The following is a 13,128-nucleotide window of genomic DNA, read 5'->3' as shown; positions in this document are numbered from 1 at the left end:
TTTATTTATTAAATTCGCTTGATTGATACCATTTTGGAATATAAGATGAAAAATGATTATGATCTTCTAAAATTCCATTTAATCTTTCCTTCATATCATCTAATAAATATGGTGTGCTTCGGTTTGTCCATACGATATCAGCCGGGAATATCATTGCTGCATATAATGAGTACAGTTTCCAAAAATGTAGATCAGGTTCTCCTCCGCAATAACCGTGAACTTGTCCAATCGCGAATGGTTTGCTTATATTCGTTGTAAATAGTGCTACTTTATGAAAATCATGAATAGGATCACCAATATCGAATCTAGCAAAATCAATGACAGCCCTAAACTCATTTTGGTCAATCATTATATTAGCCGGATGAAAATCGTCATGTAAAAATACGATGGGACGATTTTTTAATAAATCTTTATGATTTCCTACAAAATCTATCACTGTATTTAAATGAAAAAAGTCTACTTCATATTCTTTCAACGCTTCTAAGTATCTCTCATATTTACTCCATATAGACATTTCCCATGAATTACTTTTATCTTCTTTTTCAACTAAATGAATCTTTTTTAGTACTTCTCCAGCCTTTTTTCCAGCCCTATACTGCTCTTCTGTAGACAACGTTCTTAATATATCTTCACCATCTAATCCATCAATCCATTCAAAAACTTGTACACATTTATTGAATTTAGTAAGACTAATAAAATGAATTAATTTTGGCATAGGAATATGTAAAGAATCTAGCTGCTGCATATATTCATATTCTTCCTGCTTCCGTTCAAAATATGATGAATCGCATACTTTAATAAAATACGAGGCCCCACTCTCTAATTCAATTTTATATTTCTCATCGAATGAAAAGCCTTTTGAAATAACAGTCGCTTTTAACATGCGAGGCCATTCTAGTATTCTCTCTATCTCTCTAAGCATTTCTTCCACAACGTTCACCTCTATCAATATATGTACAAACTCCCTAACACTTCATGCTCTCGTTTATTTCCCCCTTTAAACTCTACTGCAAATGGATATTCGCCATGATTCTTTATGTATTCTTGCACTAGACCTTCTCCAACCGGTTCACAAAACTGTACTTGAATGTCACCAAACGATACACTTTGACACTCAGCATTCCATTTTTCATTTTTCACAACTGAGCTTGTAGATAGTCCCATTACTTCTTTCCATTTCCGTACTGTTTCTCGAACATTTTTTACTGCGTAATGAATCGTTTCAATTTGTTGCACTTTGTTTTTATGTTCAGTAATCGTCCCACTGTTACGTAAATCATTTCTTCTTTCTTCGTCCGTTTCATTCCACTGTATAAAGAAAGGTAATTTCGGTCCGTTCTCTTCTTGCTTAACGAATAACATTTTCCATTCTAAAAGTCGGCCATCTTTTCTCATACGTTTCCCTTCAAATGGCCCTATCGTATGTAAGCCGTACTTATTAAAGTTAACTGCTAGCTCCTCAATTGCATCTGTTCGGATCGCGATTTGTAGCATTCCTTCTCCATTTTGTAGTTTCACCACTGTTTCTTGTACTAATGGATTTTCTGCTTCTTTCGCTTTTTCTTCATGTTGAACTGCTAAAAATTCTATGTATGATAAGTCAAAATAACTTAAACTATTCCAAGTACCCCAATTCGTATGCTCTCCGCCTAATACAGTATGAAATCCCAGTTCCTGCATTTGTTTTGCCGCTTCCTCCGGTGTACCATGAACTGTGTGAACGAGATGATCAAATCGTAACATGTCTTTCTCCCCTTTCTCTCCATCCTTTTATTGTATATTTTATTTTTCTTTCATTCAATTCAAAAACTTTAAAACCCAGTTGATTTATACGATTAATATGTATTATAATGAAACAAATTTAATTATTGCTGATTGGAAAAACCAAAGGCACTTTTCTCATACGGGAAAAGTGTCTTTTTCATTTATTATTACAGGGGGATTATTTATGCAGAAATTAATTGTCTTTGCTATTATTGGATTTTTCGCTCAATTGATCGATGGAGCACTCGGAATGGCGTATGGGGTAACGTCTACTTCACTATTATTAATGTTTGGTATTGCACCGGCTGTAGCTTCCGCATCAGTTCATTTAGCTGAAGTCGTTACAACTGCAGCTTCTGGCGCATCTCATATCAAATTTGGAAACGTTGATAAATATACAGTTTCCAGGCTTACATTACCTGGGGCAATCGGCGCATTTATTGGGGCATGTTTTTTAAGTAATTTGCCTGGAGATGTAATCAAACCGTACATTTCCGTATTTTTATTTACTTTAGGGGTTTATATTTTATTACGATTCATCATTCAAAAACAAATTGTCACTTCAAATAAGCGTATGTCTGCCAAACAACTTGTGCCGCTTGGTTTATTCGCTGGATTCGTTGATTCAACTGGTGGCGGTGGTTGGGGGCCGATTACGACACCCGTTCTTCTAGCAAGAGGAAATGAAGCTAGAAAAGTTATTGGATCTGTAGATACGAGTGAATTTCCTGTTTCACTCGCTGCAACAATCGGCTTCTTCATCTCACTTGGCTGGGAACAAGTAAGCTGGGTTTGGGTATTTGCCTTAATGCTCGGCGGTATTGTCGCAGCTCCAATTGCTGCATGGTTAGTCCGCATCGTTCCACCCCATTTACTTGGCGTATTAGTTGGTGGTCTTATTATATTTACAAATATACGTACACTGCTTACTACATTTAAAGTGGATCCAACTGTTATTTCACTTTCTTACGTTGCAGTTGGTCTTGTCGTTATTATTTCTATTTTCATTGCTGTTCGAAATCATTCCAATCGCCCTCACGCATCAACGGCTGAGTATCCGAATGATCAGAAGCAAATGCTACCATAACTATAAAAAATACCGCTCAATTTAGAGCGGTATTTTTTATTTTTCTATTTTCCAATTAATCATCGTTTCTGTAGCATTTACTCTCTTCATATGTAACTTTTCTAAAACACGCATCGAACTATAGTTATCTAGGAGTGTCTCCGCAATTATTGTTTCTACCTCTCCTGTTTTGAAAGCCCAATCGATTAGTTCTCTTACAGCTTCTGTTGCATAGCCCTGATTCCAATATTTCTCAATAAATCCATAGCCTATTTCTACTGTTTGATTCTCGTTTGGTTTCCCTTTAAACCCAATATCACCTAAAACGCTATCATCTTCTTTCCGAAGAACATACCACGCCCCCCATGGTAATAAAGCCGCATCTTGTTTTACATTCTCTACATGCCCTACAATATGCGGACCGCTATTATATCCTTGCTCGTTAGCGACTTGAATACTCTCTTCTGTACACGGCACTATATAGAGCCTTTCTGTTTCTAATTTCATTTTGATTTCCCCTTTTTGCTTAAACGTTACTCTAATTATAACAAATAATATGACTTTATCATGAATGTCGAATTATATTTTTCTGAATTTTCTTTTTATTTAGAGGGTTTTTCAATATTTTTTGCGAAACATTTGTATAACAATTTTTTCTTTGCTTATTGCTACATAATAGTAGGTTCGGGTGGAGTTTTGCAAGCGTTTCCTATACAATAACCGATATTTTTTGACTTTTCCTAACAAAATATCTTGCAATATATTCAGAAAGTCATTACAATTGCCATATATTAAAAATCTTAGCAATATATAAATCCTCATCAATCCGATGAGGTAGAGGTTGCGACTTTTAATAGTAAAACGGACGAGACACAGAGAATGTCACCGACTCCGTTTGAAAGGAAAAGTTGCCGAAGTTTATATTTCTTCTCTGGAAATATGAGCTGGGGCTGTCTCCGAAAGGAACAGAACTGTCACGTTTACAAAATTACCGTGTAAACGTGGGGTGCTATCTTAACGGAAGGGTATGATGGGGTGGTTATTTGTGAAACGTTCCGCCAAATTCCTTTGGCGGTTTTTTGTATTTTTCTCCCCCGCTCCTTCCTAACCTACAAGAAAAGGAGTGTTGAACATGAATAGCGCAACAAATCAATCTACCTCTAAAACGCAAACTACACAAGGACAAGGTGAATTAAAACGCGGATTAAAATCGCGTCACCTTACGATGATTTCTCTCGGCGGTACAATTGGTACCGGACTATTTCTTGCCAGCGGTGGTGTCATCCATTCAGCTGGTCCTGGCGGCGCATTAATTGCATACGCCGCAATTGGAATTATGGTTTACTTCTTAATGACAAGCTTAGCTGAACTCGCAGCTTACATGCCTGTTACTGGATCTTTTAGTACGTATGCAACAAAATTTGTTGATCCATCACTTGGCTTTGCACTTGGATGGAACTATTGGTATAACTGGGCGATTACGATCGCTGCTGAACTTGCAGCCGTAACATTAATTATGAAATTTTGGTTCCCAGATACCCCTTCTCTTATTTGGAGCGGATTATGTTTAGCTATTATTTTCCTTTTAAACTATTTATCTGTTAAAGGGTTTGGTGAATCTGAATATTGGTTCGCACTTATTAAAGTAGTTACAATTATTATCTTTTTAATTGTCGGCTTTATGATGATTTTCGGAATTATGGGGGGCGAAACTGTTGGATTCAAAAACTTCACTGTTGCAGATGCACCATTTAACGGCGGTATCATGGCAATTATCGGTGTATTTATGGCAGCTGGTTTCTCCTTCCAAGGAACTGAATTATTAGGAGTAGCTGCTGGTGAAACATCTGATCCAGAACGTAATATCCCAAAAGCAATTCGTTCAATCTTTTGGCGTATTCTTTTATTCTATATCCTTGCGATTCTCGTTATCGGTTTATTAATTCCTTATACAACTGAAAGTCTTGCTGCAAGTGATGTAACAGTAAGTCCATTTACACTTATTTTTGAAAAAGCGGGCGTTGCCTTTGCTGCCTCTGTTATGAACGCTGTTATTTTAACGGCAGTACTATCTGCTGGTAACTCTGGTATGTACGCATCAACTCGTATGCTTTGGGATTTAGCTCGCCAAGGAAAAGCACCAAAATTCTTAGGCAAATTAGATAGCCGCGGTGTACCTGTAAACGCATTAATCGTAACGTCAATTGTCGGTAGTATCGCTTTCATTGCTTCTTTATTCGGTGACGGTGTTGTATACATTTGGTTATTAAACGCATCTGGAATGTCTGGCTTTATCGCATGGGTTGGAATAGCAATTAGTCATTACCGTTTCCGTAAAGCATATACCGTACAAGGCAAAGATTTAAAAGACTTACCATATAGAGCAAAATGGTTCCCATTCGGTCCAATCTTCGCATTTACACTTTGTATCATCGTAATTTTAGGACAAAACTACGGCGCATTTATGGGTGAATCAATCGATTGGAACGGCGTACTCGTTTCTTACATCGGTTTACCACTCTTCTTAGTACTATGGTTAGGATATAAATTTACGAAAAAAACAAAAGTGATTCCACTTGATAAATGTGAACTAAAATAAAGTGAAACGAGCAAACAAATTTGTTTGCTCGTTTTTTATTGCAAACCTCTTTGCTTCCCTATTACTCCTGTTTTTGCCATAATAGAAGAAATATAATTAAAGGTTGGGATACAATGAACATTCGCATTACTGATGAAGCAAAAGCAGCTATACATAGATTAGAACGTAAAGACAAAAAGATCATTCGCATTAGAGGGACAATGACAAACTCTTGTAGTATTTTCGTTGATGTCGATTTAATTTGGGATACATATAACGCAGATGATGTTGTATATGAAGATGCAGATCTTATCGTACAAATGGATTCATTCACGAAAGACTACACTGGTGATACGGTGAAACTTGATTATAAGACGACAGGTTTTAGTATTACGACTCCGAGTGAGACTTTAGTTTATGGATTGTCGCTTAAAAAATAAAAATTGTTTTCATTTGACCACTGAGGTGAAAAAATGGGTAAATATGTTCCGTTAAAATTTTTATTTAACGAAGAATTAGCAGAAAAAATGGCTGATTCTATTTGTAAACACGATCCTACTTTCTCTAAAAGAAACTTTGTATCTTCCGTAACATGTAAAGTTGAAAATTTAGAGTTAAAGCATCGTATTGAAGTAATTGCAGATGAATTACACAATGCTTTACAAAAAGATTTTAATGCAGCCATACATATATTACTGAAAACATTAGGACTAGAAAATACAACAGAAGTAGGCACATTTACATGTATGAAATAACGAAAAGGAATACTGCTGAATATGCCATTCGGCCTTTTCTTCAAACATACCATGAAGACACACTAGACATATTGCAACAGTGGATTCATGACGAAAACAGCCACATTAGAAGATTAGTTTCTGAAGGTACAAGACCAAGGCTTCCTTGGGCTAAAAAAATTGGAGCTCTAAAAGGTGACTTTAAGAACAATTTACAGCTTCTTGAACCTTTAATGAATGACCCTTCTAAATATGTTCAAAAATCTGTAGCCAATCATATGAACGATATTACGAAAGAAGATAAAGAACTCGTTTTTCAGTGGTTACAGCAATTACGTGATAAACAGCATCCTATTAAACCTTGGATTATAAAACATGGGTTAAGAACAATAATAAAAAGTGGTACTTTACCAAAAGATTTTTGTTTTTGAGTATTTTAAACAAAACCGCTTATGCTTCAAAAATGAAACATAAGCGGTTTTCCTTTTGAATACAGAAATAACAAACATAAAAAGCACTTTAAATTTCTTCTTTATATCATTATTTTACTAACTCTTCTATGTTATTACTTTCCTTAATTTTTTCGGATGATAGCCAGAGTGAATAACTTGTTCCATCCTTGTTCCTTAAATATATGTTAAAATCCTTATTATATAGTTCTTCTTTAAGAATAGTGACTACCTTTCTCAAATCATCTATTACATATGGATCATTTCTATATTTTATCTCACTGTCATTGAAAACTAATGTCAATTCATACTCTAGACAATTGCCGTCTTTCGGGTGTGGACAAGTAATATCCTCAATTTCAAAACGATCATTTTGAATTTCATTTAACCTTACGCCTACTTTTGTTTCAGTTTGAACCAAATATGTCCAATAACTGCTTACTGTGTTTTTCATTGTTAAAAGCAGTTCTTCTTTCGTTATAGCTTTTTGCACATTTTGAAAAGGCAAGCCTATAGATTCACCATTATAATCCTCAATTTCAAGTGTTGTTATCTTTCTATTACTCTTCTGAATGAATTGGATTAGAGCATATAAACGATCTAATTCTTTTGATTCAAATTGACTGTAATCAATCTTGTCACTCGTTTTTAAAGTTAATAATAACTTATCCGTTGGTTTCTCCTCTATATCATCATCCACTATATATTGAAAAACATTTTTATTTTCAGGTTCCACGTAACCTAATTTTTTAATTTCTTCTAGCATTGGTTTAAATTTCTTATATTCCTCATATGTTTTTTTTCCGTATTGATATTCATCACCTTTTATTCTTGAATATAAGAAGCCATCTACCTCTACTCTAAATTGAATATTTTTGTTATTTTTTGCTTGAACAGTATGATATGTATGCCCCATATTTCCTTCGTTTATAGCACCCCAATGTGTTACAATCACATCAATTCCGTGCTTTTTTTTCACATATTTTTTCACCTGATCGTCATCTTTATAATTACACCCACTTAAACATAAGAAACATAACAATAGTAACATTACATTTTTCATTCTTTTCATATAGCACCTTGCCCTCTTTTCGCATAAACAAAATATTCCATATATAAAGAATACTAAATCGCTGAATGTTTTCAAAGAATTAAAATATTTTTACACTCGGTATATATATCTATTTCTTTTATTAATGGCTCTAATAAGTTTTAATATTGATAATCGAATATAATAAAAAGAAACCTAAATTTAAGGTTTCCCATTTTTACCAACAATTTAAATTTTAATAGATATTTTTTAGCCAAGTAATAATTCGTAGTACCTGAAACGACTCAAACCAAGTAATGAAAAACAGGACAACAAAGAAAGAGATAAGTGATATGAATTTTAATCTTCCATCTTCACGTCTAGCAATCGCTATAATACTCAGAACCACTCCAATTAAAAAAGAAATATACCCTAATAGGATAATAGGCTCATAATAGCTATCTATTATCCTATTTAATCCAAATAATAACATTCCAAAAGTCATCAAGGTTATTGAAAATACACTAAATTTTTTCATAATTCAACCTCCAATATAATTTTACTATTTTATGGAGAGAATAATTTTTTTATGCGTATGAATGAACAATTACACTATAAAAGTAGATAACTCAATTTACTTTTTCATTAAACAACTGCCTTCTTTTATACCCTCAAAGGATTTTCACTCAATTAACCCGAATATATAAATAACAATTCTCACAAGGAGTAACTTTATATGAATCTATTCGAACACGAAACATAAAACCGTTCCACTTTAATAAGAGGTCCTCCCTTTTTCTTTTCTCATCATATCATCCATTAAAAAAATAGGAGGACATAATTATGAAACGTGATCCATTATTTTTAACTTTATTAGAAAGTGCAAATACACATTTTAGCGGTTGGGATTTTTCTTTCATTTCAGAAACGGGTCGAATGAAGAGCGAGCCTTTATCGTGGTCGTACGGCAGTACTGCTTTTCAGCTTATGCAACGTGCAGAATCAATGCTCGATATGGGTACTGGCGGAGAGTTTTTATCTATGTTACAACCGTTCCCGTCAACTATATTCGCTACTGAGGGCTACGCTCCAAATGTGCCAATTGCTCGAAAGAAATTAGAGCCTTTAGGGGTTGCCGTTGTAGAAGTGACCGATGATACTGCTTTGCCATTTCAAGATGGTCAATTTAATTTAATTATAAATCAACATGAATCGTATGCTGCTTCTGAGGTAAACAGAATTCTTTCTCCAAGTGGCGTTTTTCTTACACAACAAGTTGGCGGTCTTGATTGCGCGGAACTTAATGAGCAGTTTGGCTCACCACTAAATAGCGAATTTGCAAGTTGGTCTCTCGAAACCGCATGCAGTGAGTTAAAGCAAAATGGATTTACTATCTTAGATGCAAAAGAGGAATTCCCTTTCCAACGCTTTTATGACATTGGCGCTATCGTCTATTATTTAAAAGCGATTCCGTGGCAAATTCCTGATTTTACTGTTGAAAGGTATTGTGAGGAATTATATCGTATACATGAAATCATCTTACAAAAAGGTTATTTTGATGTGAAGCAACATCGTTTTATGATTAAGGCGATTTGTAGCTAACAAAAAGAGGTGGCAAAGCCACCTCCTTTTTGCTCCGTTTACATATGTTCTCTACTCTTTCATAATAAGAAAAGTTATATCATGCATATTACAATTATGACCAATGAATTGTATTTCTGAAACATATAATCACCTCGCATATATGATGAGAGCAAAAACGTGATTTTTCACTTTCCTCTTCTATTGAGAAATGAGTTGTTTTTCATATCGCTTGTTCGCATCATCTTCTGTCAAACATGCAGTTGTGTAATGAATAATATTCTGGTTATCATACGTAAACATATGTTCTAACTTATTTTCTTCTGTTAATACTGTCGGTAAGTATTTTGGTAAATTGCTAACTACTCCTCTATTATCACCATCTAATATCCAATCAATTTCTTTCCATTCTAATAGACCTTCAGCCGTACGTAATGGTGTATTCATTTGCATTCCATCTGGCAAATCAGCAACGAACACATACATTCCTTCACTAGCCTGGGGCTCATCTTTACCTTTAAAACCAACAGTCCCTTTATACGTTACACTTGAAAGTTCTATGCCCGTTTCCTCAAATGTTTCTCTAATTATTCCTTCGTATGGCGTTTCATTATCTTCTATTTTTCCTCCAACACCATTCCACATCCCCATATTCGGCTTTTTATTTCTATTTAATAGCAGTATTTTATCGCTTTTTCTAATAAAGCAAATTGTGTATTTGTACATACGATCATTTCCTTTCATTTTCCACATGAGTTATTTGGCTTATTTTCAAGTATCGACGAGTCTAAACATAAATTTTTCATATCATTTAATCCAAAAGGTTTTTTAAAGAAAATAAAGTGAAACTTTAATAAGTGGGGTTTTGCTCCTCTCCCACTTATTCTATTATTTTCATTTTTGAAAAAGGATAATATACAAATTCCACCTTGCCAATTATGTTATCTTCTTCAATATATCCTAAGCCATTTCGACTATCTCTACTGACTTCGCGGTTATCTCCCATTACAAATAACTTATTTGGCGGAATTTTTGTCTTTTGAAAGTTATAAAACACTTGTGTGTTGTTAAATAAATCTTTGTTTGTATATGGTTCTTCTTGCTTTTTATCGTTCACATATACCTTTCCGTTCGTTATGTTAATTACATCACCAGGAAGCCCTATTACACGTTTCACATAATATTTCGATTCATCCGCTTCCTTTATAATGACAATTTCTCCGTGTTGTAAATTAGAAAGACGTACTACTGCTTTATTTACAAATACGTAGTCTTCTTCATATAAAGTCGGCTGCATCGATTCCCCTTCCACCTTACATAAAGTAAAAGAATGGTAGCCTATGACTATCACCAATATAAATAGTATGTACTTTCCCCAGCCTCTCTTAATCTCCTTTTTCATATCCATTCCCACCTTATAAAGCGCTTTTTAACTCAAAAAATATATCACTGCACAATATGTTTCCATGCAGTGATACTATTTTTACTGTGCCTTGTTCGGTTGTTCTACTGGAATTGAATTTGTATTTGATCTATTTGTTTTTAATTCAAAATACGCATCCAAAATCTCTTTACCAATCGCAGAATTAATTCCTGATTTATCATCATTCACCCATGGTACAACAACTGAAAAAGCTACTTCCGGATCAGCATCATATGGTGCATAACCGGCAAGAGTTAAATTATAACATTTTTTTCGGTTGTTGTTCTCATCTCTTCCAATATCACTTTCTCCACCATATACTGTCTCAGCTGTTCCTGTTTTTCCCGCTGGTTTATATGGTAGACCTTTAAACGTTCCGGTACCTGTTCCGTCAGCTTCTTGAAAAACTCTTCTAAATCCTTCTTTTACATGATTAATGTACGAAGTGTCCATATCCACTCTATTTAATACAACTGGTTCAATCGACCGAACGACTTTTCCTACATCCTCTGGTCTATTCGGTTGCTCTCTAACTTCTTGTACAATTTGTGGCTTCATTCGGTAACCGCCATTTGCAATGGTTGAAATATATTGTGCAAGCTGAAGCGGCGTATATGTATCATACTGTCCAATCGCGTAATCAAGTAAAAATCCGGGTATGTTATCAGTTCTACCTACTTGACCAATTGATTCATTTGGCAGGTCAATACCAGTCGACACACCTAGGCCAAATTGTCTAAAATAGTAGCGCATTTTATTAAATGTTTCTTGTTTAATATCTAATGGATTGTTTGGGACATAATTAATGCCTGCCATTTTTAAAGCCGTATTAAACATATAAACGTTCGATGACACTTGCAAAGCTCTTAAATCATCAATATCCCCAAATTCTTTCCACGATTTCTTCGGCTTAGAACTTCCTTTAAAATACATTGGTGCATCAAAGAAATGTGTATACGGCTTAATCGCTTCTGTTTGATATCCAGTTAATAAAGTAGCACCTTTTACAGTTGACCCTAACTCATAAGAACTTGTCATCGTTCCTAATGCATAATCTTCTATTTGCATACCGCCATCTTTATTTACAATTTTCTTTCCTGCCATTGATAAAATTTGACCGTTTTTCGGATTCATCATTACTACGAACGCACGATCCATCATCGGCTCTGCAGCATGAAAGGCTCGTAAATTCTTTTCAAGACTTCCCTCTACTCTTTTCTGTAAATCCATATCGACTGTTAACATCAAGTTATTTCCACTTTTTCCTTCAGTCACTTTTTCTGTGCGAACAATCTTCCCTGCTTTATCCATAATATTTTTAGACTGTTCTTTCGTTCCGTGTAGTGCATCTTCGTATTGTTTTTCGATGTAACTTTTACCAATACGGTCGTTTCGATTATAATCACGAACTAAATAATAATCTAATTGTTCTCTTGGCAACCCTTCATTTTCATTAGAAACGCTACCTAGTATAGAGCGCAGTATTTTATCATTTGGGTATTCACGTTCCCAATCTACTGTTGTATCTACCCCCGGTAAACTTGCCAACCTTTCACTAACGACAGCATATTCATTTTGACTTACATCTTTTTTAACGATTTGCGGCGTCATTTTATATCCCGCATTCATTTTGCTTTTAATGGCTAGTACTTCTAGGTCTTCTTTTGAAAGTTCACTTAATTCTTCTTGTGTAATTCTTTCCCTACGTAACTCTTCAACTTTTTTATCTAATTCTTTCCCTTCTATCTCCTGCTTTCTAAATTTACTCTCATCTTCTTTCGTTACTTTCGCTGCTGCCCGCTTTTCATTTAACTGCATCCAAAAATCCTTTTTATCTGTTTCTGTTAACTTGTCTATGTCCTCTTGCGACATTTCAATTAGCTTAGCTAAACCTCTTGCTACTTGTAAAACTTCTTTCGAGTCTACTCCTCTCATTTTCGTATATGTAACGGTTCGCAATGGTTTATTATTTACAATAACGTGACCTTGCCGATCAAACATTTTCCCTCTAGGAACGGGAGTGCTTACCGTTACATCTTCCTTTTTATTTACTTCATTTCTATACGTTTCTCCATCAATGATTTGTACTTTACCTAATTGAATTATAATAGCTGAAAATAAAAGAAAGACAATAAAAAATAGTACATTTAACCGAAATGGAATATGAGTCTTTTTCTTTTTCGATAGTTTTTTCTGCTCCTTTTTCTGTCTCATTTCGCTCCCTCGCTTCATTCTATTAACATTTCTACGCAAAGTCATTATGTATCAAATTTATTTATATGATATATATAGAATTTTATATTAATTATAAAAGAAATAAAAGATTTAATTTTCAGTTTTTTTATTTTTATACCCTATTTATTACCATTCCCTTAATGCACAATAAAATGAATATTATTCTAAAAGAAAAATGGAGCAAATTTATTTTTATACCATTAGTTTACATTTCTTTGTATACTAAAGAAATAAATTCATAAAAGACATTACTTAAGGAGAGAACGAA

At 34.3% G+C, this 13,128-nt stretch carries 12 protein-coding genes, 2 pseudogenes and 1 riboswitch; of the genes and pseudogenes, 6 read left to right on the top strand and 8 right to left on the bottom strand.

Features of this window, described 5'->3' with window-relative positions; all coding sequences use genetic code 11:
• Position 1: 1 nt before the first annotated feature.
• Together B9A45_RS14250 and B9A45_RS14245 are read right to left on the bottom strand one after the other, a co-directional pair.
• The gene (locus B9A45_RS14250) at positions 2-931 is read right to left on the bottom strand and encodes an aminoglycoside phosphotransferase family protein (protein WP_016110239.1); all 930 of its coding nucleotides are present in this window, start codon (positions 929-931) and stop codon (positions 2-4) included.
• A gap of 14 nt (positions 932-945) precedes the next feature.
• Positions 946-1,743 carry a VOC family protein gene (locus B9A45_RS14245; RefSeq protein ID WP_000943371.1) on the bottom strand — a complete coding sequence of 266 codons (798 nt, stop codon included), beginning with the start codon at positions 1,741-1,743 and terminating at the stop codon, positions 946-948.
• Positions 1,744-1,948: 205 nt separating this feature from the next.
• Between B9A45_RS14245 and B9A45_RS14240 the strand changes: the two genes are divergently transcribed.
• Entirely contained in the window at positions 1,949-2,851 is a 903-nt protein-coding gene (locus B9A45_RS14240) for a sulfite exporter TauE/SafE family protein (RefSeq protein ID WP_042890741.1), read from the top strand.
• A 36-nt stretch (positions 2,852-2,887) separates the two neighbouring features.
• Here the strand turns inward: B9A45_RS14240 and B9A45_RS14235 are convergent, their stop codons facing one another.
• The gene (locus B9A45_RS14235) at positions 2,888-3,337 is read right to left on the bottom strand and encodes a GNAT family N-acetyltransferase (RefSeq protein ID WP_000764631.1); all 450 of its coding nucleotides are present in this window, start codon (positions 3,335-3,337) and stop codon (positions 2,888-2,890) included.
• A gap of 320 nt (positions 3,338-3,657) precedes the next feature.
• Positions 3,658-3,850, top strand: a riboswitch (Lysine riboswitch).
• Positions 3,851-3,962: 112 nt separating this feature from the next.
• Here B9A45_RS14235 and B9A45_RS14230 point away from each other — a divergent pair.
• The 3 genes and pseudogenes from B9A45_RS14230 to B9A45_RS31645 all read left to right on the top strand — a co-directional run bounded on the left by B9A45_RS14230 (position 3,963) and on the right by B9A45_RS31645 (position 6,573).
• Positions 3,963-5,429, top strand: a complete 1,467-nt coding sequence (locus B9A45_RS14230) for an amino acid permease (RefSeq protein WP_001083389.1) — start codon at positions 3,963-3,965, stop codon at positions 5,427-5,429.
• A gap of 113 nt (positions 5,430-5,542) precedes the next feature.
• Complete coding sequence (locus B9A45_RS14225) at positions 5,543-5,848, top strand: iron-sulfur cluster biosynthesis family protein (RefSeq protein ID WP_142263060.1); 306 nt, start codon at positions 5,543-5,545, stop codon at positions 5,846-5,848.
• Positions 5,849-5,881: 33 nt separating this feature from the next.
• Positions 5,882-6,573 (top strand): annotated as a pseudogene (locus B9A45_RS31645) (DNA alkylation repair protein).
• A 109-nt stretch (positions 6,574-6,682) separates the two neighbouring features.
• On the opposite strand, the gene B9A45_RS14210 reads toward B9A45_RS31645, so the two are convergent.
• Both B9A45_RS14210 and B9A45_RS14205 read right to left on the bottom strand, forming a co-directional pair.
• On the bottom strand, positions 6,683-7,663 hold the full coding sequence (locus B9A45_RS14210) for a hypothetical protein (protein WP_000827148.1): 981 nt from the start codon (positions 7,661-7,663) through the stop codon (positions 6,683-6,685).
• Between the two features lie 214 nt (positions 7,664-7,877).
• A complete protein-coding gene (locus B9A45_RS14205; protein WP_084064164.1) occupies positions 7,878-8,159 on the bottom strand; it encodes a hypothetical protein in 282 nt (93 codons plus the stop codon).
• A 305-nt stretch (positions 8,160-8,464) separates the two neighbouring features.
• On the opposite strand from B9A45_RS14205, the gene B9A45_RS14200 reads away from it, so the two are divergent.
• Complete coding sequence (locus B9A45_RS14200) at positions 8,465-9,223, top strand: class I SAM-dependent methyltransferase (protein WP_084064163.1); 759 nt, start codon at positions 8,465-8,467, stop codon at positions 9,221-9,223.
• A gap of 180 nt (positions 9,224-9,403) precedes the next feature.
• Here B9A45_RS14200 and B9A45_RS14195 read toward each other — a convergent pair whose 3' ends face one another.
• Positions 9,404-9,928 (bottom strand): NUDIX hydrolase, encoded by a 525-nt coding sequence (locus tag B9A45_RS14195; RefSeq protein ID WP_084065593.1) that lies wholly within the window; start codon positions 9,926-9,928, stop codon positions 9,404-9,406.
• A 51-nt stretch (positions 9,929-9,979) separates the two neighbouring features.
• On the opposite strand from B9A45_RS14195, the pseudogene B9A45_RS14190 reads away from it, so the two are divergent.
• Positions 9,980-10,048: pseudogene (locus B9A45_RS14190) on the top strand (cephalosporin hydroxylase); the annotation flags it as partial.
• A gap of 34 nt (positions 10,049-10,082) precedes the next feature.
• Here the strand turns inward: B9A45_RS14190 and lepB are convergent.
• Together lepB and B9A45_RS14180 are read right to left on the bottom strand one after the other, a co-directional pair.
• A complete protein-coding gene (lepB, locus tag B9A45_RS14185; protein WP_001986493.1) occupies positions 10,083-10,604 on the bottom strand; it encodes a signal peptidase I in 522 nt (173 codons plus the stop codon).
• Between the two features lie 81 nt (positions 10,605-10,685).
• Positions 10,686-12,839, bottom strand: coding sequence for a peptidoglycan D,D-transpeptidase FtsI family protein (locus tag B9A45_RS14180; protein WP_001249185.1), 2,154 nt, complete (start codon positions 12,837-12,839; stop codon positions 10,686-10,688).
• Between the last annotated feature and the right edge of the window lie 289 nt (positions 12,840-13,128).

Source organism: Bacillus sp. JKS001846 (assembly GCF_900176455.1).
Taxonomy (GTDB): Bacteria; Bacillota; Bacilli; order Bacillales; family Bacillaceae_G; genus Bacillus_A; species Bacillus_A cereus.
The sequence above is the reverse complement of the archived record's forward strand: the minus strand, read 5'-3'. Positions and strand labels throughout refer to the sequence as shown.

Excerpts from the sequence above, each read along its gene's own strand:
- B9A45_RS14245 (WP_000943371.1), bottom strand. The coding sequence starts at position 1,743 with ATGTTACGATTTGATCATCTCGTTCACACAGTTCATGGTACACCGGAG.
- B9A45_RS14240 (WP_042890741.1), top strand. The coding sequence starts at position 1,949 with ATGCAGAAATTAATTGTCTTTGCTATTATTGGATTTTTCGCTCAATTG.
- B9A45_RS14235 (WP_000764631.1), bottom strand. The coding sequence starts at position 3,337 with ATGAAATTAGAAACAGAAAGGCTCTATATAGTGCCGTGTACAGAAGAG.
- B9A45_RS14230 (WP_001083389.1), top strand. The coding sequence starts at position 3,963 with ATGAATAGCGCAACAAATCAATCTACCTCTAAAACGCAAACTACACAA.
- B9A45_RS14225 (WP_142263060.1), top strand. The coding sequence starts at position 5,543 with ATGAACATTCGCATTACTGATGAAGCAAAAGCAGCTATACATAGATTA.
- B9A45_RS14210 (WP_000827148.1), bottom strand. The coding sequence starts at position 7,663 with ATGAAAAGAATGAAAAATGTAATGTTACTATTGTTATGTTTCTTATGT.
- B9A45_RS14205 (WP_084064164.1), bottom strand. The coding sequence starts at position 8,159 with ATGAAAAAATTTAGTGTATTTTCAATAACCTTGATGACTTTTGGAATG.
- B9A45_RS14200 (WP_084064163.1), top strand. The coding sequence starts at position 8,465 with ATGAAACGTGATCCATTATTTTTAACTTTATTAGAAAGTGCAAATACA.
- B9A45_RS14195 (WP_084065593.1), bottom strand. The coding sequence starts at position 9,928 with ATGTACAAATACACAATTTGCTTTATTAGAAAAAGCGATAAAATACTG.
- lepB (WP_001986493.1), bottom strand. The coding sequence starts at position 10,604 with ATGAAAAAGGAGATTAAGAGAGGCTGGGGAAAGTACATACTATTTATA.
- B9A45_RS14180 (WP_001249185.1), bottom strand. The coding sequence starts at position 12,839 with ATGAGACAGAAAAAGGAGCAGAAAAAACTATCGAAAAAGAAAAAGACT.